The sequence below is a fragment of the Streptomyces sp. a15 genome (assembly GCF_059026085.1).
This window is the reverse complement of record NZ_JBWLKM010000090.1, coordinates 12,697-32,133: the sequence shown is the minus strand read 5'-3', so window position 1 is coordinate 32,133 and position 19,437 is coordinate 12,697. Positions and strand designations below refer to the sequence as shown.

18 protein-coding genes and 5 pseudogenes are annotated in these 19,437 nt (G+C 69.0%); 13 read left to right on the top strand and 10 right to left on the bottom strand.

Annotation, left to right across the window (positions count from 1 at the left end; all coding sequences use genetic code 11):
* Positions 1–995: 995 nt before the first annotated feature.
* A complete protein-coding gene (locus AC5P09_RS44055; protein ID WP_493879307.1) occupies positions 996–1,163 on the top strand; it encodes a hypothetical protein in 168 nt (55 codons plus the stop codon).
* A gap of 611 nt (positions 1,164–1,774) precedes the next feature.
* Here the strand turns inward: AC5P09_RS44055 and AC5P09_RS44050 are convergent.
* On the bottom strand, positions 1,775–2,398 hold the full coding sequence (locus AC5P09_RS44050; protein ID WP_493879306.1) for a CGNR zinc finger domain-containing protein: 624 nt from the start codon (positions 2,396–2,398) through the stop codon (positions 1,775–1,777).
* A 126-nt stretch (positions 2,399–2,524) separates the two neighbouring features.
* Between AC5P09_RS44050 and AC5P09_RS44045 the strand changes: the two genes are divergently transcribed.
* Positions 2,525–3,523, top strand: coding sequence for a quinone oxidoreductase family protein (locus AC5P09_RS44045; protein WP_493879305.1), 999 nt, complete (start codon positions 2,525–2,527; stop codon positions 3,521–3,523).
* Between the two features lie 177 nt (positions 3,524–3,700).
* On the opposite strand, the gene AC5P09_RS44040 is transcribed toward AC5P09_RS44045, so the two are convergent.
* Entirely contained in the window at positions 3,701–4,165 is a 465-nt protein-coding gene (locus AC5P09_RS44040; protein WP_493879304.1) for an aminotransferase class I/II-fold pyridoxal phosphate-dependent enzyme, read from the bottom strand.
* Positions 4,166–4,177: 12 nt separating this feature from the next.
* On the opposite strand from AC5P09_RS44040, the pseudogene AC5P09_RS44035 reads away from it, so the two are divergent.
* Positions 4,178–4,355 (top strand): annotated as a pseudogene (locus AC5P09_RS44035) (XdhC family protein); the annotation flags it as partial.
* A 909-nt stretch (positions 4,356–5,264) separates the two neighbouring features.
* On the opposite strand, the gene AC5P09_RS44030 reads toward AC5P09_RS44035, so the two are convergent.
* The 4 genes from AC5P09_RS44030 to AC5P09_RS44015 all read right to left on the bottom strand — a co-directional run bounded on the left by AC5P09_RS44030 (position 5,265) and on the right by AC5P09_RS44015 (position 7,885).
* Positions 5,265–5,870: an SDR family NAD(P)-dependent oxidoreductase gene (locus tag AC5P09_RS44030; protein ID WP_493879303.1), complete on the bottom strand. Its 606-nt coding sequence runs from the start codon at positions 5,868–5,870 to the stop codon at positions 5,265–5,267.
* Between the two features lie 285 nt (positions 5,871–6,155).
* Positions 6,156–6,482, bottom strand: a complete 327-nt coding sequence (locus AC5P09_RS44025; protein WP_493879302.1) for a carboxymuconolactone decarboxylase family protein — start codon at positions 6,480–6,482, stop codon at positions 6,156–6,158.
* 70 nt (positions 6,483–6,552) lie between these two features.
* A complete protein-coding gene (locus tag AC5P09_RS44020) occupies positions 6,553–6,960 on the bottom strand; it encodes a (R)-mandelonitrile lyase (RefSeq protein ID WP_493879301.1) in 408 nt (135 codons plus the stop codon).
* 10 nt (positions 6,961–6,970) lie between these two features.
* Positions 6,971–7,885 (bottom strand): helix-turn-helix domain-containing protein, encoded by a 915-nt coding sequence (locus AC5P09_RS44015; RefSeq protein WP_493879300.1) that lies wholly within the window; start codon positions 7,883–7,885, stop codon positions 6,971–6,973.
* A gap of 79 nt (positions 7,886–7,964) precedes the next feature.
* Between AC5P09_RS44015 and AC5P09_RS44010 the strand changes: the two genes are divergently transcribed.
* The 6 genes and pseudogenes from AC5P09_RS44010 to ku all read left to right on the top strand — a co-directional run bounded on the left by AC5P09_RS44010 (position 7,965) and on the right by ku (position 12,208).
* Positions 7,965–8,279 (top strand): hypothetical protein, encoded by a 315-nt coding sequence (locus tag AC5P09_RS44010; protein ID WP_493879299.1) that lies wholly within the window; start codon positions 7,965–7,967, stop codon positions 8,277–8,279.
* Between the two features lie 76 nt (positions 8,280–8,355).
* Positions 8,356–9,243, top strand: a pseudogene (locus tag AC5P09_RS44005) (helix-turn-helix transcriptional regulator).
* An 18-nt stretch (positions 9,244–9,261) separates the two neighbouring features.
* A complete protein-coding gene (locus AC5P09_RS44000; protein ID WP_493879298.1) occupies positions 9,262–9,684 on the top strand; it encodes a hypothetical protein in 423 nt (140 codons plus the stop codon).
* A 50-nt stretch (positions 9,685–9,734) separates the two neighbouring features.
* Positions 9,735–10,707 (top strand): annotated as a pseudogene (locus tag AC5P09_RS43995) (sugar phosphate isomerase/epimerase family protein).
* Positions 10,708–11,002: 295 nt separating this feature from the next.
* A complete protein-coding gene (locus AC5P09_RS43990; RefSeq protein ID WP_493879297.1) occupies positions 11,003–11,203 on the top strand; it encodes a cold-shock protein in 201 nt (66 codons plus the stop codon).
* Positions 11,204–11,323: 120 nt separating this feature from the next.
* The gene (gene ku / locus AC5P09_RS43985) at positions 11,324–12,208 is read left to right on the top strand and encodes a non-homologous end joining protein Ku (protein ID WP_493879296.1); all 885 of its coding nucleotides are present in this window, start codon (positions 11,324–11,326) and stop codon (positions 12,206–12,208) included.
* Between the two features lie 494 nt (positions 12,209–12,702).
* On the opposite strand, the gene AC5P09_RS43980 is transcribed toward ku, so the two are convergent.
* The gene (locus tag AC5P09_RS43980; protein WP_493879295.1) at positions 12,703–12,948 is read right to left on the bottom strand and encodes a hypothetical protein; all 246 of its coding nucleotides are present in this window, start codon (positions 12,946–12,948) and stop codon (positions 12,703–12,705) included.
* Positions 12,949–13,462: 514 nt separating this feature from the next.
* Between AC5P09_RS43980 and AC5P09_RS43975 the strand changes: the two genes are divergently transcribed.
* A complete protein-coding gene (locus tag AC5P09_RS43975) occupies positions 13,463–13,840 on the top strand; it encodes a hypothetical protein (RefSeq protein WP_493879294.1) in 378 nt (125 codons plus the stop codon).
* 163 nt (positions 13,841–14,003) lie between these two features.
* On the opposite strand, the gene AC5P09_RS43970 is transcribed toward AC5P09_RS43975, so the two are convergent.
* Positions 14,004–14,216, bottom strand: a complete 213-nt coding sequence (locus AC5P09_RS43970) for a hypothetical protein (RefSeq protein WP_493879293.1) — start codon at positions 14,214–14,216, stop codon at positions 14,004–14,006.
* 452 nt (positions 14,217–14,668) lie between these two features.
* On the opposite strand from AC5P09_RS43970, the pseudogene AC5P09_RS43965 reads away from it, so the two are divergent.
* Both AC5P09_RS43965 and AC5P09_RS43960 read left to right on the top strand, forming a co-directional pair.
* Positions 14,669–15,693 (top strand): annotated as a pseudogene (locus AC5P09_RS43965) (IS256 family transposase).
* 50 nt (positions 15,694–15,743) lie between these two features.
* Positions 15,744–15,935 carry a hypothetical protein gene (locus AC5P09_RS43960; RefSeq protein WP_493879292.1) on the top strand — a complete coding sequence of 64 codons (192 nt, stop codon included), beginning with the start codon at positions 15,744–15,746 and terminating at the stop codon, positions 15,933–15,935.
* A 727-nt stretch (positions 15,936–16,662) separates the two neighbouring features.
* Here AC5P09_RS43960 and AC5P09_RS43955 read toward each other — a convergent pair.
* The gene (locus AC5P09_RS43955) at positions 16,663–17,577 is read right to left on the bottom strand and encodes an alpha/beta hydrolase (protein ID WP_493879309.1); all 915 of its coding nucleotides are present in this window, start codon (positions 17,575–17,577) and stop codon (positions 16,663–16,665) included.
* Positions 17,578–17,692: 115 nt separating this feature from the next.
* Here AC5P09_RS43955 and AC5P09_RS43950 point away from each other — a divergent pair, with 115 nt between their 5' ends.
* Complete coding sequence (locus AC5P09_RS43950) at positions 17,693–18,109, top strand: MarR family winged helix-turn-helix transcriptional regulator (RefSeq protein ID WP_493879291.1); 417 nt, start codon at positions 17,693–17,695, stop codon at positions 18,107–18,109.
* A 47-nt stretch (positions 18,110–18,156) separates the two neighbouring features.
* Here the strand turns inward: AC5P09_RS43950 and AC5P09_RS43945 are convergent.
* Positions 18,157–19,257: pseudogene (locus AC5P09_RS43945) on the bottom strand (IS630 family transposase); the annotation flags it as partial.
* Positions 19,258–19,437 lie beyond the last annotated feature (180 nt).

Genomic DNA, 19,437 nt, shown 5'->3' with positions numbered 1-19,437 from the left:
GAAACCCTGCTCGGACGCCCGCCGAAGACCGTGCGGTGGGCGCTGGAGAACCATCCGCGCATCCGAAAGCTGGCGGCCGCCTGAGCCGCCGAGCGGCCCGGAGCAGAACGAGGACGCCACGCCGGAGTCTCCCTCCTGAGGACTCCGGCGTGGCGGGGCTTCGGTTGAGTGTGGCGCGGTCCGGCCGAAGTCCTGGCGGATCCTCGGAAGGTTTCGGCGCAGCCCGAACGAACGCCGTCACCGGCGGCGAAGCGGAGACTTGCTGCAGGCCTCGCCAACGGCGCCGGACTCCACACTGGTGAGCTTCTGCGAGGCGGTCCACAGGCGGTGCTGGAGAGCTGCGTCGTACGACTGGGTGCTCGACGGCGGGCGAACGCCTATGGCTCGTGGGCCCGCCGCAGGTCGTGGTGGCCGGGAATGAGGCGTTTCACAGCCTGCGCCGGATACGCGACGCCTACGCCAGGGCTGTCGGCTCCGCTGAGGACGCGCCCCTGCTTGCACAGCGTCGCACGGCCATGACCCACATGCGGGGCCTCATGCGTGAGGATCTGGGTATTGGGCCCCTTGGGATCGAATGACCAGTGCAGTTCTCCTGCAGTGACGTGTTGACCTGCGTAGTTGTGGGGCGGCGTGCCATGACGGCGCGGTGCCTTCTGCCGTTTCGGATGGGGGCGAGGTGGCGGTCGGACGGGTTCGCTGATCGAAGAGCTGCAGCGGCGTGAGGCGGCCGCGCGGGAGGAAGCGGCCGGGCTCCGCCGTGAGATCGATGCGTTGACCGAGCATGTGGCGGAGGCTGAGGAACATCTGGCCCGGCTGGAGATCGCCCGGGAGACGGTCGCCGAGATCCTAGGCGAGGCGGGCGCAGATCGCGTGGAGGCCGGTTCGACCCATGGTCCCGGGGAGAGTTGAGGAGGCGGGCTCGGTGGCGGTGGAGTCCGCTCCCGCCTCGCCCGATCGGGGTGCTGACGGTGGTGCCGTGGCGCCCGGGTCTCGCAGTGGCGGTGCTGCCGCCGGCGTACCAGGACCTTGTCGAGGTGCTGGTCGATGCCGGGCATCCGTTGCGGGCCGCCCAGGTGGCCGCCGCGCCCGGGTTGAGCACCGACAAGTCGAAGGTCGAGGGGCGGCGTGCGAAGTTGAAACTGCTGGCGGACCGGGCTGGTTGACCGAGGACGAGCCGGGCCGCTTCACCGCGGCTGTCCGGGAGGACGCAGCGGAATCGTAAGGGCAGCAACGAGAGCGGGGCTCTTCTCCCTGGATTCGAAGGCGCCAACCAAACGTCCCCGGAGAGAAGAGCCCCGTGGCACGGTACGACACACCCTCGACAGCTGACTCCTTTGACCGTTCAACTCGTTTGTTCACCACGCTCGTTGTCGCGACATCCTGCGGCAGCTCCCTGTCGGACCACCTGGAAATGCGGGCCCTGCGGGAGGAAGAGGCCACCCGACCGCCCGCACCCGCCGACCGGTCCAGAGGTCGTGCGCACGCGCATCGAGTACGGCCACCGGCGGTTGCCGGCCACACTGTTCGGCACGGTCACCGTGCGCCGGTGCGCGTGGCGAGCACCCGGCTCGGGCAACCTGCACCCCGCCGACGTGGCATTATCCCTGCCCCGGCTGCGGCACAGTCACCAAGTCACGCGGCTGGCCCGATCGAGGCGGCGCGCGGCTCGTTCGATGCCGCCACAGCGGCGATCGGCCGCCGGTGCGGGCCGGTGATCGGCAAACGGCAGGTCGAGCAGTGACCTCACTCGAGACGAGCCGCACCCAGTTTTGCTTCAATGTGTGGAGGCGGCACGGCTGCGGGACCGGTAGCCGGCGACCTTGGCAAGGTTGCCGCACCGGTCCATGGAGCACCAGCGTCGGCGACGGGCCTGGGAGTCGTCCAGGAAGAGCAGTGAGCACTCCGGGTTCTCGCACTCCTTCACCCGGGTCAGCAGGGGGCCGCCGACCAGGAGGACGGCGTCCCGGGCCACTGTCGCGAGGGCCGCTTGGGCCGGGTGGCCGGCCTTCCAGTGCAAGGGACCCGCCGGCTGGGTGAGTTGTGGGGCGAGGTCGGGCCGGGCGGCTGCTTCGTTGACCGCCGCGACATCGGCCGGGTCGGGGGCTCGCTCGTCCATCGCGGCGCCCAGCAGCCGGTAAGCGGCCTCGCGCAGGGTGCGGGCGAACGTCAGGTCTCTGGCGGTGACCCGTGCCGGCCCGCCGTCCGTGCCGGCGTGCAATCCGGCCTCGTCGATCCAGCGGGCCAGGGCCCCGGGGTCGGGGAGCCGCTCCAGTGGGGTGCCGCTGTGCCGTTTGCCGAGGGTGGCGACGAAGTTCAGGCAGGGGCGGCCGCCGATGAACGGGAACGCGAGCGCTGGGTCTGTGCCTTCCGGTCGGACGGAAGCGGGTGCGCGGGTCATAAGCGCAGCCTACCGCCTTGACACCGGTTCATAGGGTGTTGCAGTGTGACACCGGTTCAACCGGTGTGACTGTGTCCGTGCTCCTGCCGGAAGGGTGCCGGGCTTCCTCAAGAGGGCAGGTGCGGTATGCGTGCGGTGCGGATCGATGAGTTCGGCGGCCCCGAGGTCCTGGTGCCGGTGGAGGTGCCGGACCCGGTCGTGGGCCCCGGCGAGGTACTGATCCGGGTGGCCGCGGCAGGGGTGAACCGTGCGGATGCCCTCGTACGGGCCGGGGTCTACCACCGGGCCGGGCGTCCGCCGCTGATCCCGGGGCTGGAGGGAGCCGGAACCGTCGCGGCGGTGGGAGAGGGCGTCACCGGCCTCAGTGTCGGACAGCGGGTCATGGCCCTGGACGGGGTGAACACACCTGGTTTCTACGCCGAGCTGGTGGCCGTTCCGGCCACGCAAGTGACCGTCCTGCCGGACGGCCTGAACCTGACGGAGGCGGCCGCGCTGCCCGTCGCCTGGCTCTCCGCCTGGTACTGCCTGCGTCACCTGGCCAAGGTGACCAAGGACGACACCGTGGTCGTGAAGGCCGCCGCGAGCGGAGTCGGGAGCGCGGCCGTGCAGATCGCGGCGGAGGCCGGAGCGCGCGTCATCGCCATCGCCGGCTCGCCGGAGAAGACCGCGTGGGCAGCGGAGTTGGGCGCCCACGTCACGGTCGACACCTCCGCGTACCCCGATGACGCGTCCGTCGAGGAGGTGCTGCGGCTGACCGAGGGGCGCGGCGCGGATGTCGTGCTGGACACCGTGGGAGGCCGCGCCTTCGAACGGAGCCTGCGTGAGGTCGGGCATGGCGGGCGCGTGGTCGCCCTCGCCAATGTCGCGCTGGAGCCGAGCACCGTCGACACCCGGGACTTCTATCCGAAGAACGTGTCCATCCTCGGCTTCCAGCTCACCAATCTGCAGATACACGGCTACGACCCTCGCGAGGACCTGCGCGAGCTGGCCGAGCGGGTCGCGGCCGGCGCGTACCGCGTGCCGGTGAAGACGGTTCTGCCGCTGGACCAGGCGCGCGCGGCCCACGAGCGGCTGGAGCGGCGGGACAATCGGGGCAAGATCGTGCTCGCGGTCGCGCACGACTGATTCCCATCGAGTCGGCCAAGCCTGACTTCGCGGGTGGGAAGCCCTGGCCCGGCGGCGGTCACGGGCGAGCCCGCAGGCCGCGGGCCGTGATCGCCTGCCAGGTGCCCGCTACGCAAAGAACCCCCGCCGGGTTGGCAGTTCATGAGAACAACCACAGGAGTTTGCCTTTCTCATCGGTCAGGGCGAGGAAGGGCTTGAGGCGGAGCGTGCGCCACGCTCCGCCTCAAGCGCCGTATGGCGGATGCCTGTCAGGCCAGGTCGCTCCCGAAAGGCGGTCGACAGGTACGCACGGGCCTCGGTGATGGACCGGTTGATGATTCGGGCCGCCTCGCGGGCCTCCTCGGGCTGGTGGCCCGCCTGTACCTGCAGCCGGAAGCGGGACGAGCCGGTCGGGGTCACCGGGAACTCCACCATGAAGGCGAGCACACCCTGGTCGAACAGGAGCCGGTTGGTGACCCGGGCCAGCTTCTCGTTCCCGATCAGCAGCGGGACGATCGGGGACGGGAAGCCCATGCAGGTCAGTCCGCGCCCGCCGAGTTCGTCCCGGAGGGCGTCGATCGCCTGGAACAGCCGTCGGCGCAGCGCGTCGCCCTCCGGCGAACGGATGATCTTGGCCGCCGTGAGCACGACCGAGGTCTGCATCGGGGACAGGGCACCCCGCCCCGCATGCTGATCTTCGGCGCCGTCGACTTCGCCGAAGCCCTGAGCCAGGCCGGCGGCTTCCTCGGCTACCGCGTCACCGTCTGCGACGCCCGTCCCGTCTTCGCCACCCCCACCCGCTTCCCCTACGCCGACGAAGTCGTCGTCGACTGGCCCCACCGCATCCCCGAGCAGAATGAGATCGGCTACGGCCGTAGGCAGGTGGTGAAGGCCCAGTCGCTCGCCTGGGTGAAATGGCCGTCGGGAAGAACCTGTCTGGTCGGTGCTGTGTGGCACCGTGGAGCCGTCCCGCAAGGACAGAGACGCCACCCAGGCCCGCTAAAACCACGGGTGGTGTCCGTTACCGACCTCCAATCGGTGCCAGCTTGAAGCCTCCGGGATGACCATCCTGGAGGCCTTCGTATGCCTGGCTCCGGTGCTGGAGGCAGGCGTCCCCATCGCGACTCGACCGAGGTCGATTCGGAGTGCCGTCAGCTGGTTCACCGCCTGATCAACACCGTCCGACCTGGGCCGACTTGGAGCCAGATCAGAGGGCGATTGCCTCTGACTGACTCCGAGCAGCTCGGTTCGAATCGGGGTCGAATCAGAGCGGTTTCCTCTGACTGCCTCCGATCGCCTCTGCGACCCGACCTAGCAGGTCACAGCCGGGGCGGTCCGCGAAAGCGCAGGTCAGGAAGGTGCTCCAGGAATACTTCCGGGGTTCGCTCCGCGATGTCGTCTCTATGCTGATGTGCCGGCGGGCAGAGTCCGCGTCGGACCGCGTACGGGCGTTAGCAGCCCCCCGGCAGATGCCGGGAGGCTTCTTCTTGTTCGTTGCTCGATGCGAGCCACTGCTGCGGATGATCCGAGCCCGCACCGCCCAGTCATGGAGGCGCTCCTGGATATCCCTGTTGCCCTGGGTGCCTCAGAGACCAGGTGTGTGATGAGGGTGTTGCGGGGGTGCCGTCAACGCTCCTGACCGCTCAGAGTGCGGTGCCCGTTTCCTCGGCCAGCGTCCGCAGGAGGCGGTCCTGGAACGCCTCGTCGTGGACGGCGCGGTGCGGTTGCAGCCGCTCGCGGTGGTACCAGTACCCGCCGGTGGTCAGGGCCTGGGGTTCGTCGCTGGAAGCGAGCCATTCCTGCGTCCGATGGCCGAGCTCCAGGTCGTCCGGTGCGCCCGGTCCGCCCACCTCGTCGGTACCCAGCCCGGATCGACCGCATTGCTCAACACCTCTGGGCGCAGGCGAGCCACCGCGGCAGCGAGCGTCGTGACGAACAGTTTGCTGTCTGAGTAGGAGCCTGCGCTCTTGCCCTGCCAGTCGACCCCGTCGAGCGAGGGCTGCCCGCCGAAATGCGAACTGCTGCTGAGGTACACCAGCCGGCGCGGCCCGCGCAGCAGGACCGTCAGCAGGTACGGCGCGACGATGTTGACCGGCATGACCGCCAGTCCGCTCCACACGCCCGCGTTGTGAATGACGGCGTCGAGCGGCTGCGCGTCGTTCATCTCGGTGGCGATGCGCCGTACGGCGTCGCGTTCCGTGAAGTCGCCCACCACGAGGCACGCCCCACGGTCGACCAGCGTGTCGAGGCCCGCAGCACGCTGCTGGCTCCGGGCGTGCACCACCACGTCGTGTCCGGCGGACAGCAGCGCATCGGCCGCGGCCCGGCCCAGGCCGTCCGCGGAACCGGTCACCAGGATCCGGCTCACGATCGCACCATCCCTTCGACGCACGAGGCACCGGCGGGCGCCACGGCAGCGAGCCTGAGTCCCGCGCACACCGTCGCTGGGAGCGCGATCACGCCGAGAGTCGCTGTGGCGGTTGGCTTGGCCCGTTCGTCGACGCGGAGGTTGCCGGCAAGGCGCATGCATGGTTCTCGCATGGGAGAGTGTTCCTTCCGTTCGTGATCGCCGCTCCGGGACGCGCATCGCGCCGTTTCCACAGCGGTATGACACGGCCGAGACGGGAGGAGCTCGACGGCTCCTCCCCGCAGCTCAGGCCGAGAAGACCTGCTTCGCGACCGTGATCGCTGTCATGGCCTTGGGCCAGCCGGCGTAGAACGCGAGGTGCGTGATGGCCTCGATGAGCTCGGTCTCGGTGACGCCGTTCTCCTTGGCCCGTCCGAGGTGGAAGCGCAGCTGGTCGGCGTCGCCGCCCGCGATGAGGACGGCCACGGTGATCAGGCTGCGGTCGCGGGCGGCCAGCTCGGTGCGATTCCACACGTTCTCGAACAGGACGTCGTCGGTCAGCTCGGCGAGTTTCGGAGCGAAGTCGCCGAGCATGCGGCGTTCGCCGCCGATCTGCTTGGGCTGGTCGGTCATCGAAAGTCCTTTCGTCGGCCCGCGGGGCACAGTCAAGGGAACTCGAGCTGAATCGGGGACCGTTGCGGTGTCAGCGGCTGCGGGCGCGGTTGTACTGCTCGTCGGTGACCGGCTCGTTCCAGGTGGTTTCGGTGCTGCCGTCGCCCTTGCCCTCCCACATGGCGATGTGCTCCATGAAACGGTCGGGGGTGGCGCCGTGCCAGTGCTCCTCGTTCGGTGGGCAGGTGACGGTCTCGCCGGGGCGGGCCTCGAAGACGGTGCCGTCCCGGGTGCCGATCAGCGCGATGCCGGAGACGACGTGCAGGGTCTGCCCCAGCACGTGCGAGTGCCAGTGAGTACGGGCGCCCGGGGAGAAGTGGACCAGGTTGGCACGCATCCGGGACGGCTCCTGGCCCGCGTAGATCACGTCGAACCAGACGTCGCCGGTGAACCAGTCCGCGGGAGCCTTGACAGTGGCCTGCTGCTTGACGAATTCCATGGTGTCTCTCTCAGAAGTGCAGGGTTGTGGGATGGATCAGGCGGCGTCGGTGTAGGTGAGGCCCGAGCCCAGCGCGCGGGAGGCGTCCACCTGGGCGAGGAGCTCCTGGGCTTTTGCCCCGACGGCTGCGAGGCAGTCGTCGCCGGCGACGAACCGCAGCGGGGGCTGGTTCTGGCCTGCGACCTTCAGCAGGGCGGCGGCGAGCTTGGACGTCGTAGGCGGCCAGGTAGGCCAGGGCACCGCCGCGGCCGTAGGCGTGTTTGACGCGCATGGCCCGGGCCTGGCCTGGGGCCAGGGTGGGATGGCAGCGGCAGCGGGCCTGGATGGAGGTCTTCTCGCCGGCGCTGATGACGTACTCGTCGGCCCTGAGTGGTTCGCCCTGCCAGGTGTGGGCGTACAGGTCCAGGACGCTGGCGGCCTTGGCACGGAAGTGCCGGTCCGTGATGAAGATCCAGGAGCGGTGCCGCCAGGGCTTGATCGCGTCCTCGTGCCGCCAGCGGCGCACGGTGGAGGCCGACAGGGCCGGGGCGATGCGGCGGGCGACGGCCTCGCGGGCCAGCTCCGGGCACGACCAGCGCGACAGGGGGATGCCTGTTTCGGCGGGCAGCCGGCAGGCCAGTGCCTTGACCTGCGCGGTCTGCAGCGCCGTGAACGAGGGCGGGCGCCCGGAGCGCTTGCGGTCGGCCAAGCCCGGCAGGCCCTCTTCGGCGAACCGGCCCCGCCAGGTGCGGACCGTGCCCAGGTGCAGGCCCGTGCCGAGGGCGATGCGCGCGTTGGAGCGGCCGCGCGCGGCGTGGAGCATGACGTGCGCGCGTATCCGGGCCCGGTGAGGGGTCTTGCGGCCGTAGGCCATCGTCTTCAGCCGGTGCCTTTGCGAGGCGGTCAGCGATATCAGGCAGGCGGCGGCAACGGGCAAGGCAGGCAAGCCGATCAGCAGGAGTGGATCTTACCGGCCGAAGCCTCCCGCAACATCTGACGCAACGACCAGGCAGGATGCCCCCCACATGCCCACCGTGCCGGAGCCGACCAAGTCCTCCCTCACCCAGAAGCCCGCCGCGCGAGCCGTACCGCCTGGCCAGGGCTCGCACGCCTGCTACCGCAGCCAGTTCGCACACGTCGACGGCGAACTGACCGAGGCGACCATCGAGCTCACGCGCCTGCGCTACGGCGAATCCGCCAGCATCTGGGGTTTCGCCCTCTACCTCGCCAGCACCGACAAGTACGAGAACACCATCCTGCCCACCGGCAGCTTCGTCGGGACCCCAGAAGAAGCCCTGGATTGCGCCTGCGGCCTCTACCTCGACGTCCCCAGCATCTGAGAAGACGCCCCCCCGACATCGGCTCCGGAGTCAACCCCCGAAGGACTTCCGGAGCCGACCACTTGGCCTGGACCGCGTGAGTACCGAGAGCGACATCCGGGAGTTCCTGGCCTCCCGCCGTGCCAGGATCACCCCCCAGCAGGCGGGCCTGCCCGCTTACGGCGGCAACCGGCGCGTGCCGGGCCTGCGCCGCGAGTAGGTCGCCATGCTCGCCGGGGTCAGCGTCGACTACTACATCCGCCTGGAGCGCGGGAACCTCGCGGGTGCCTCGGAGGAAGTCCTCGACGCCGTCGCGAATGCTCTCCAGCTCGACGACGCCGAACGCGCCCACCTTGACGATCTGGCCCGCGCCGCCGCCAAACGCCCCACCCGGCGCAAGCGCGCCCGCGGCCCGCTGCCCGACAGCGTCCTGCGCGTCCTGCACTCCATGACCGACTCCCCGGCCTTCATCCGCAATGGCCGCCTGGACATCCTCGCCGCCAACCGCCTCGGCCGCGCCCTGTACTCCCCGCTCTTCCCCGACCCCACCACTGCGACGGCCAACATCGCCCGCTTCCAGTTCCTCGATCCGAACGGCCGCGACTTCTTTCCCGACTGGGATCAGTCGGTGCACACCACCGTCGCCCTGCTGCGCACCGAGGCCGGCCGCGCTCCGCACGACAGCGGGCTGACCGGACTCATCGGCGAACTCGTCACCCTCAGCAAGGAGTTCCGCGCCGCTTGGGCCAGGCACAACGTGCGCCTGCACCACACCGGTCGCAAGTCCTTCCGCCACCCGGCCGTCGGCGTTCTCACTCTCGACTTCGACGCCATGGAGCTGTCGGCCCAGCCCGACCTGACCCTCACCGCATACAGCGCCGCCCCCGGCACACCCGAGCACGACGCCCTGCAGCTCCTTGCCGCCTGGGCCGCCACCGAAATCGCCGAGCCCTCCAGTCACCCCGCCGGCCACCAGGACCGGTGAGCGTCAGGGCCGGGAGGCGTGCTCGCGAGCACCGTGATCTCCCAGGTCTCCGCCGGCCGCAAGAACCGGCTGTGGCCGGAGCTCGACGGCTCGCGCGGGTCGGCCGTGTTCGACCAGGAACAGCCCGAGTCCGTCTGGTTCGGAACCGAACGTGGTGCGACGGTCGTCCGCCGTGGCGAAGGCGTGGTCGCGGCCGACCAGGGACGACTCAACCGCGTGCCGCCCGGCCACCCGCAGGGCTGGCCCGACGCGTTCGCGGCCTTCTGCGCCTACACCTACGCTGCCGTCAAGGGCGAACAGTGCGCCGGGCTTCCGACGGTCGACGACGGCCTGCGATCCGTCGAGATCATCGACGCGCAGCTGCACAGTGCCGCCACCGGCGACTGGAGGAAGATCGGCGCCGCCGATACGGCGGTCACCACGGAAACGGAGAAGTCGTGACGGCACAGTCCCGCCACCCGGTCACCCTCTTCACCGGCCAGTGGGCCGACATGCCCTTCGAGGAGCTTGCGCGCCGCGCCGCCGAGTGGCGCTACGACGGCCTGGAGATCGCCGCGAACGGTGATCACCTCGATCTCGCCCGCGCCGACGAGGACGACGCCTACGTGAAATCCCGGCTCGACATCCTCGACCACCACGGCCCGAAGGTGTGGGCGATCTCGAACCACCTGACAGGCCAGGCCGTATGCGACGACCCGATCGACTTCCGCCACCAGGCGATCCAGCGCGACTACGTGTGGGGTGACGGGGATGCCGAGGGAGTGCGCCAGCGCGCCGCCGAGGACATGAAGCGGGCCGCCCGCGTGGCCCGCAAGCTCGGCCTCGATGTCGTCGTCGGCTTCACCGGATCATCGATCTGGCCGTATGTCGCCATGTTCCCGCCCGTGCCCGGCGAGGTCATCGACCGAGGCTACGAGGACTTCGCGAACCGGTGGAACCCATCCTCGACGTCTTCGACGCCGAGGGCGTGCGCTTCGCCCACGAGGTGCACCCCAGCGAGATCGCGTACGACGACTGGACCAGCGTGCGCACCCTGGAGGCCATCGACCGCCGCGCGGCCTTCGGGTTCAACTGGGACCCTTCACACATGGCCTGGCAGGGCATCGATGTGGTGTCGATGTGGTGTCGTTCATCACCGACTTCTCCGACCGCATCTACCACGTGGACTGCAAGGACACCCGCATCCGCAAAGCCGGCGGCCGCCAGGGCATCCTCGGCTCGCATCTGCCGTGGGGCGACCCGCGCCGCGGCTGGGACTTCGTCTCTGCCGGACACGGCGACATCCCCTGGGAGGACGCCTTCCGGGCGCTCGCGTCGATCGGCTACGACGGCCCCACCTCGATCGAGTGGGAAGACGCCGGCATGGACCGCCTGCACGGCGCGGCCGAGGCCGTGCGCTACCTCCGCTCCCTGCTGTGGAAGCTGCCCGGGGCGTCCTTCGACGCCGCCTTCAGCAACCGGTAGAACGCTGACGCTCAAGGGGGTCCCTTTGAGTCGTGCCGGTGATGGACGTGCGACCATCGCCCGGCCGCGATCGTGACCGCGGTGGCGCCCGCTGCCAGGCTTCGGCACGGTTTCGTGTAGTCGCCGGCGGAGGAGCGGAGTAGCGTCGAGATTCAGCAGTCGTGGTTCCGAAGTGTCCGTTCGCCCGTGATCACGATCGCGGGCGATTTTGCTTTTTCAGTGTTCCTCCGGGCCAGGCGATCACCTCCGGATTCGACTACGCGAGTCCGTTCCGAGCCGTCTTGAAGGAGAAGGTATGGCTACCGGCACCGTGAAGTGGTTCAACGCTGAGAAAGGCTTCGGTTTCATCGCGCAGGACGGCGGCGGCGCCGACGTCTTCGCCCACTACTCCAACATCGACGCCCAGGGCTTCCGCGAACTGCAGGAAGGCCAGAAAGTCGTCGACATCACCCAGGGGCCAAAGGGCCCGCAGGCCGAGCACATCCGCCCCCTGTAGCCCCGGCAGCACGTTCCCGGAGGCCGGCAAGCGCCCGGCCTGCGGTCGCCCCGTCTCCAAAAGCGAGTGAACGGCAGCGTTCGAGGTGCGATCACTGCTGGTCAGCGGTGCGATGGAATCATGCCGCAGGCCATCGCGAAGCTGTCGATCTCCTGGGGTCTGGTGGCGATCCCGGTGACCGTGCATGCCGCGACCGCGCCGCATCCGGTCCCCCTGCACCAGGTCCACACCCGGTGCGGAGGCGGCCGGGTACGGCTGCATCGCTTCTGCGAGCGCGAGGGCGTGGAGGTTCCGTACGACGAAGTGGCGCCGGGCTGGGAGGCCGATGACGGGCGGGTTGTCGTCCTCTCGAATGCCGACCTCGCCGATCTGCCGCTGCCGAGCTCGCCCCGGGCGATCGAGGTCCTGGCCTTCGTCCCCGCGGACCGGATCGACCCGATCCTCCTACACAGGCCCTACTACCTCGGGGTCAGCGGCGGCCCGGCCGCCGCGCGTCCCTACGCCCTGCTGCGCGATGCGATGCGCGAAAACGGCCTGGTGGCCGTCGTACGCCTCGCGCTCCGCGGCCGTGAGTCCCTGGCCCTGCTGCGGGTCCGCGAACAAGTGATCACGTTGCAAACCCTGTTGTGGCCCGATGAGCTGCGCCCCACCGAGGACATCGCCGTGCCGCGCACCGAGCCTCCGCGCCGCCAGGAGCTGGACATGGCGCGCTCACTCATGGACGCGATGAGCACCGACTTCCGCCTGGAGGAGCAGCATGACGACTACCGGCACGCCGTGGAGCAAGTCGTCGCCGCCCGCCTTGCGGGCTTGAAGCCGCCGCACGCCCACGCCCCCGCGCCGGTGACCGGCGTAGTAGTGGATCTGATGGCGGTCCTGGAACAGAGCGTGGAAGAGATTGAGGAGCGGCGCCGCACCAGTCCAGCCGCGAAGAAAGGGGCGCGGGCGAAGAAGACGGAGAAGGTCAATCCAACGACGGCACCGGGGAACCGGCCCACCGGCTGATGCGGGGCTGCCTCTCGCGTGACCGGGCGGAATGGCCATGGAGCACATCCAGGGACAGCCCGTTAGCTGCCTCACCGGGCTTCCCCCGGTTTTGGTCACCTGGGCGGTGGGCCAGGTGATGACTCATCCTCCGACCCTGTGGCACCGGTTGCACTCACACGGCTGGGAGCGTGCGACAGGATCATCGCCGTCTGCCGGCGAAGGGAGGCGATCGCTTCGGCCAGCTGGTCCCGCAGGCACACACCCGCATCGAATCCGGCTGCCGCAGACCATCTGGCCCCACCTGACCGCCCACCTCTGCATCTCTCAAGCGAGCCGGTCCGCAACGGCAAGGACCACAGCAGCCGCAATGATCACCGCTGAGCAGATGACCATCACGGCCCGGCTCGGCCCGCCGTCACGCTTGACGCCCGCGCCCGGACCCTCCTGCTCGGGGTGGGAGCCAGTAAGCCCGAGCGGTGCCGCATGTGACACAGCGTCGTCAACGCCAGGATTCACGCCCGGACCAACGCGTGCTCAAGACCGCCCGGGCACTTGCGACCTGCCGGGCCGGCCAGAGCATCGCCGAAGAAGTCCGCGACCAGGCCACCGCCGACCTGCTCGCCACGCTGCGCCACCAGGACAAGGAACTGCTCGGAAGGCTGGAGGACAGCGTCGCCGACCGCGCACGGGCCGTGGCGGCCGCGATCATCGGCTTTCGCGTGGAGAACGGCGGCGGCCTGGCTGCTGTCGCCGCCCACATACTGCGGTCCTGGACACATCGAGCAACTGCGGGGCAGCGAACCCTGGGCCGGCTACGACACCGTGAACCCGTGAACCCGGACGAGATCACCGCCCGGCGGCGCAATGTCCCTCCAGCGTTGCCCGTCAGGTACTCGAGTATGAGCGGCGCCACCAGCAACGCCAGAAAGCCATCTCCGCCGCCGAAGCGCGCACCGCCCCGTGAGCGGAATAGGCGGACGTCTGCCGCCGGAGGGGTGATTGCCGCACAGCGCAGCGCGCGCTCCTGGCGCCCGGAGACGGAAACTCATGAACAGCCCTGGAACTGCCCTCACCGGCTCCAGGCCTGCGGGCGAGGCACTGGCGCCATACCGGCACAGGGGGCTGATATCGGAGCCGGACGCGTCACCTGGCTGCCGCACCGTCGGCAGCCAGGCCCGGCGGCGGCGCCGACACGGGCAGCACCGGCGACTGCGGACGGCTCGGCTGGATGACGCTGAAGGCCGAAGACGAGGAGCGAGAGATGAGCATCATGTGGCCCCGACGACAGGATGCTCGGTCGGGATGAAGCTTGTGTCTTCGCGTCGGCAGATACAGCGCGGGGTGAATGCCGACGGCATTGACGGGTACGTCGTCGACATCGGTACCAACCTCCTCATGGGAGGCACCATGTCTGTCTGGTCGTGGATCCGTGAACACTCGCGGGGCAAAGGCGCTGAGCCACCCTCCAGGGCTGGAGGCACCGCAGAAGTCGGTTCAGGCAAGCCGCAGGACACGGGCGGTGAACCGGAGGCCGACGCACCGGACCAGCACAGCACGACAGGGACGACACCCAACGACACGTTCGTGGGCCGGGTCGCCGGTGACGACCCCGGCTCCCTGGAGACGGGCGCCGAGAAACGCGCTGAATAGCGCGGCCGACCGGCCGTTGTCCCCCTGATAACCTCGGGCCCGCTTGCCGCAACCGCTTCTTCGAAGCGGCGCACCTCGCGTTGACGTGATCAGTGCATGCGGGCCGACTGCTCCTCTGCGTGAGTGCCTGATCGTCACCGCGCGGCGAAGGGGGCTCGTAGGTTCAGCGTTTCCACACCTCTGGCCCGCCTTCATGCCATTCGATCAGGCCAGAGTCGGCGACATCCAGTTCGTCCCAGCCGGTGAGGCCGGCGTTCTGCAGGAGCACGGTGAGGTCGTGAAGGCTGTACGCGGTGCCGAGGATCCGATAGTCGATTCCCACCTTGCGGCCACCGGTCTCCAATGGCGGGTAGACGATCATGCGGCGCTCGGACATGGCACCAGCCTCACCCACGACGCGTAGCTACGCATCCCGGCTGCGGAGGATTTCTCATAGAAGCAGGGCACCAGGCAGCTGGTTCTGTTCGCGAGATCCGATCTCTGAACAGAGCCATGCAGCACTCCCTCAACGCAACAGCCCCAGCGATAGTTGGCCAGGGACGTCACAACCTCGTCCAGGAGTCGATGTGACGTCCAGGGGTGCTCATCATCGAGCCCCGGAGCACGTGCGGCCGGTCGACGGCGTCGACTACGACCAGGTCGTCACCGAGCGGCTGGAGAAGACGCCGCAGTGGTGGGCGACCGCGACGGCGGACCGTACGACCCGACCCGACCCGGCGTTTGGCTGCGCTGCTACCTGGACGTGTGCCAGGAGCTCAACTCGTAGCACCGGACAAGCACCGGGCCGGGGGAGGGGCCGCGGCGCGCTGACCTGCCGTGGTGGGCGTGATGGTCGGCGGCGTCCAGCCGTGGTCGGGTGATCCCAGCGCGCGCTGTGCGTCCAGGGTGTCAGCGCGGCTGCTGGAGTCACTGCGTACGGCCGACGGAGTTGAAACGATCAGGGTGCTGTGCGAGCGCATCCTGCAGGAACTCATCGAGGCCGAGGCCACCGAGATCATCGGTGCCGCCCCGGGTGAGCACTCCGAGAAGCGCACGACCTGGCGCAACGGCCACCGGAACAGGCTGCTGACCACCAAGTAGGCGACCTGGACCTGAAGATCCCGAAGGTGCGGACCGGGTCGTTCTTCCCTTCCCTGCTGGAACGGCGCCGCAGGATCGGCCGGGCCCTGTTCGCCGTGGGGATGGAGGCATACGTGCACGGGGTGTCCGCCCGCAGCGTGGAAGCACTCGGGGCGCACAGTGGGATCTCCAAATCTGAAGTGTCGCGGATCCGGTGAGCTCGACGCCGAACTCGACGCGTTCAAGGAACGGCTCCTGGACCACTCCGCCATTCCCTACGTCTTCCTGGACGCCACCTACTGCAAGGCCGGGTGAGCCACCGGATCGTGTCCCAGGCGGTGGTCATTGCCACCGGGATCTCCGCCACCGTGCACCGCGAGGTCCTTGGGCTGATGGTCGGCGACAGCGAGTCGAAGGCGTTCTGGACGAAGTTCCTGTGTTTCCTACGGGCCCGTGGCCTGGACAACGTCCAGCTGGTGATCTCCGGCAGCCACAGCGGGCTGGTGGCCGCGATCCGCACCCTGTTCCTGGGCGCGGCCTGGCAGCGGTGCCGGGTGCACTTCGTGCGGGACGTCTTTTCGGTGATCGAGAAGGGTTCCGCGGAGATGGTCGCCGCGACCATCCGCACCATCTTCGCGCAGACCACCGCCGAGGCCGTCCGCACCCAGCTGGACGTGGTCGCGGACATGCTCGGACGGCAGTTTCCGCAGGCCAAGACCATGCTGCTGGACGCTGCGGCGGACATCACCGCGTTCGCGGAATTCCCGCCGGTCCACTGGAACAAGATCTGGTAAACCAACCCGCTGGAGCGATTGAACCGGGAGATCAAACGCAGGGCCGACTTGTGCAGGTCTTCCCCAACCCTGCGGCCCTGGACCGGCTCGGAGCCGCGGTCCTGGCCGAACTCCACGACGAGTGGCAGGTTTTCGACCGCGGCTACCTCTCCGAAGGCTCCATGGCCGCACTCTTCACCGCCGACCCCACGAAGGAGGACCGGCAGCTTCCCCCGCCCGATGCGAATCAGCTCGGCCAGTGACTACACCACTTCGCGGGACACGATCGCCGTACCTGGGCAGTCCGGCCAAGTAGCCGCTCAGATCCGGCGGCGCCGGCGGGCTGTCAGTCGCCGCGGAGGCCCCACAGCGAGTCCTTGCCCGCCACCAGGCGTCGGTCAAGCCCTGCACTTCGGGCACAGGGTCGTACCCGCGGAGGCCCAGGGACTCGACGGCCTTGCCGGTGATCTTCGTCTGTGCTGGCGTGCAGGGGTGTCCAGCGGTAAGCGTGGATACCGAACGCGCCGTCAGGGCCGATCAGGAATCTGTAGACCATGGACACCCGGCCGTCCCGGCCGGGAAGCACCAGCCCTCTGCGGCTGAGCCCTCAGGGCAGTCGGCGTCCAGGATGCGCGGGCCGCCCTCGTAGAACGGGGCCGGCGGCAGGGCAATCCCACCCCAGCGGTCCTCGAAGTCTGCGGCCCGGTCGATCTCCGCAGCGGGGATCCGGTGCCCGATCCACGCGTCGCGGTGGTGCCGGATGTGAGGCAGGCACCCACCTCGTCGGTGGCCTCGCCGGCACCGACGAGGTGGGTGCCTCCAGGCTGATGGCAAGGTCGTCGAGGTGGACAACGAGAAACTGCGGGGAATCGCCCCGCGCCGGGCATGATCACCATCTCCAGGGGGCTTCTGCTCCTACTCGACCGAGAGGTGGATCTTGGCGGTCAGACCTAGGGCCGTGACCGCATCAGGTTCACCGGGTTGGATGATTTACAGGTTGGTCAGGTAAAAGTTGACGAGCCGGTCGACGGCGGCGTCGACGTACTCGGGCTCGTCGTACATCTCGTAGTGGCCGGCGCCGTCGATCACCATGAGGTCGACCGGGTTGGGTGCCAGCTTCCACAACTGCATGCCGGACTCGTAGGAGCCGGTGTTGCCGATGCGTCCGGCGAGGGTGACCTGCAGCGGTTGGGTCATGAGCTGGTCGACCAGGTGATACGCGTCGTAGCCCAGCAGCAGCGAGTCGCCGCGCGAGAGGCGGCGGTTCGTGGAGTGTTCGTTCCTGCCCCGCTCGGTGCGGTAGTAGGTGACTGCCTGGGTCGTGTCGATATCGGTCAGCCCGACTGCTGTGGCTTCTTCCAAGGTGTCGGGCAGCCAGTTCACGCGGGTCAGCTCGCCGGAGCGGGTCTCTTCGATGCGTGCGTCGGCCATGGTGTCGAGTGCGGCCGCCGCGCCATCCGGCTGGAAGCTGCGGAACGACGTGCCCATGTTGCCTGGGACGACCGTGCCGACCGCCTTGATGCGATGGTCCGTGCGGGCGGTGTGCACTGCGTAGCCTCCGCCGGCGCAGATGCCGAGGACGCCGATGCGTTCCGGGGCGATGCCGGGGATCGTGCTGAGCGCGTCGATCGCGTAGGAGATGTCCTCGCCGCGACGGTAGGGGTCTTCGAGGTCGCGAGGCTCTCCGCCGCTCTGACCTTGGTGGGCGGGGTCGAACACGAGCGCCGCGACGCCGCAGGCGGCGAGACGGGATGCGTAGTTCGCGCCGATCTGCTCCTTCACGCTGCTGCCGGGCGTGGAGAGCACCACGGCGCGCAGCGGCGCCGCATCGTCGATGCTGTCGGGCAGGTAGAGGTCGGCCGCGAGATCGACCGGTCCGCGCGGGATCGTGATGTGTTGAAGCATCTGATGGCGCCTCTCGCGTAGGTGTTTGTTCCATAACTGTCCAGTACGAAACGCCATCTGGTACAGTTTGGAACTAATTCAGAACTGTACCACCTGGATGGATGGAGGGGCTTGAGTGGCGGTTGACGGGGCGCAGCTGTGGACGCTGAACCAGCGTCTGCTGAGCGTCGTAATGAATGCCTGCAGCGCTGAACTGGCCGATCTTGGGCTGGAGACGAAGGAGTTCTTCGTGCTGGCCGAGGTGGCCGCGTCGCCGTACCCTGCCGAACTCGCGGCGGCGCTGATGATCCCTAAAGCGAGCGTGACGGTCTACGTCCGCAACCTCGTCGCAAAGGGGTTCATGCGGCGCGAGATCGACGACGAGGACCTGCGGCGGCATCGGCTCATCCTGACTGCCGAGGGCGAGGCGGCGCGGGACCGCGCGCTCTCAGCGCTCGCGGCGGAGTTTGACCGCAGGCTGGCGAGGATTACCCCGCAGGACCGCACCGATCTGCAGCGCATCCTTCTGGAGATGCTCAGGACGCCCAAATGAGGCCATGATGACGGGCGGTTGGCTTTCCCGGTGAATGCCTTGCCCGCTGGCGCCCCGCCCCAGCGGATGCCCTTCTCACTTCGGATGCGAGCGCGTTCCTTGCGTTCGGCTGCCAGGACGTCGCGGTGACGGGTGTTGGCGTCGCGCCAGCGCAGGTAGGCGCGCAAGGCCCGGGTCTGCACGGTGTGGTTGGGGTGGTTGGAGTTGGCGATGGTGAACTGTCTCAGCGGTTCGAAGTGCGCCTCGATGGGGTTCGCTCACGAGGCGTAGATCGGGGTGCAGCACAACTCGACCTTGTTCTTCTTCGCCCACCGCCGGATGGCGGTGCCCTTATGGGCGGACAGGTTGTCCATAATCACGGACATCGGTGCACCGTCGGGCCGGGCGGCGCGGATGACTTCAGCGCGGCCAGCGTGTTCGCGGCACCCTTCCTGCGGCGGTTGACACCCCACAGGCGGTCGTCGCCGACCGAGTAGCAGCCGTGGAAGTAGCGCACTCCGTGGGTGCGGTGGTAGGTGACCGGCAGCCGGTCGGGATGCTTCTGTTCGGCCCAGCACGAGCCTGCGGTGGGCCGGATTCCGAGCGGGCCGAACCCGTCGAAGGCGAACACCCGGTCCGGGAAGCGGTCAAGGACCTCCTCGATCCGGTCCACCTTCGCCTCGCGCTCCGGGTCGGGGGATTCCTTCCAGGTCTTGGTGCGCTGGAAGGTGACACCGCGGCGGGCGAGCAAACCACGTGACGCCTCGCGGCCGATGCGAATCACCCGGCCGTGGACTTTCCGCAGGTAGGCGACGAGCTTGCGCAGCGACCAGCGAGTGACAGGCTGGCCGAGCTTGGCGGGGCGGGTGGTGGCCGTCGTGACGACGAAGTCCTCGTCGTCAGCGTTGAGCAGGCGGGGACGGCCTCCCGCCCACCGAGGGTCCAGACAGGCCAGGCCGATCTCGTTGAACCGGTGGATCACATCGCGCACGGTGTCCGCGTCGGCCTGCACCAGCTGGGCGATCACCGGTACCCGGTTCCCGCGGCCAAGGCCAGCAGCATCATCGCGCGGATAGCGCACCGAGTTGGTGCTGCCCCGGCGCACGATCTGCTGCAGCCGCTGCCCCTCCCGGTCGGGTCAGTCTGCGCACACGGACAGGCTCAGCCACCGCACCTCCAACGGTCGGATCGGACATCACCCCCCATCCAACCGCCACGACCACCAACCCGGCGAACCTTCGCGGTCAGAGCACCCTCGTCGGCCTGCACCAGCTGGGCGATCACCGGTACCCGGTTCCCGCTGCGCCATCACGCGCCTCCCGAGGAACTACCGCCGCTGCCCACATCAT

Coding starts and splice junctions, on each gene's coding strand:
- AC5P09_RS44025 (WP_493879302.1), bottom strand. CDS start 6,482: ATGACCGACCAGCCCAAGCAGATCGGCGGCGAACGCCGCATGCTCGGC.
- AC5P09_RS44020 (WP_493879301.1), bottom strand. CDS start 6,960: ATGGAATTCGTCAAGCAGCAGGCCACTGTCAAGGCTCCCGCGGACTGG.
- AC5P09_RS43970 (WP_493879293.1), bottom strand. CDS start 14,216: ATGTCCGAGCGCCGCATGATCGTCTACCCGCCATTGGAGACCGGTGGC.
- AC5P09_RS44040 (WP_493879304.1), bottom strand. CDS start 4,165: ATGCAGACCTCGGTCGTGCTCACGGCGGCCAAGATCATCCGTTCGCCG.
- AC5P09_RS44050 (WP_493879306.1), bottom strand. CDS start 2,398: ATGACCCGCGCACCCGCTTCCGTCCGACCGGAAGGCACAGACCCAGCG.
- AC5P09_RS43990 (WP_493879297.1), top strand. CDS start 11,003: ATGGCTACCGGCACCGTGAAGTGGTTCAACGCTGAGAAAGGCTTCGGT.
- AC5P09_RS44045 (WP_493879305.1), top strand. CDS start 2,525: ATGCGTGCGGTGCGGATCGATGAGTTCGGCGGCCCCGAGGTCCTGGTG.
- AC5P09_RS44010 (WP_493879299.1), top strand. CDS start 7,965: ATGCCCACCGTGCCGGAGCCGACCAAGTCCTCCCTCACCCAGAAGCCC.
- AC5P09_RS43955 (WP_493879309.1), bottom strand. CDS start 17,577: ATGCTTCAACACATCACGATCCCGCGCGGACCGGTCGATCTCGCGGCC.
- ku (WP_493879296.1), top strand. CDS start 11,324: ATGCCGCAGGCCATCGCGAAGCTGTCGATCTCCTGGGGTCTGGTGGCG.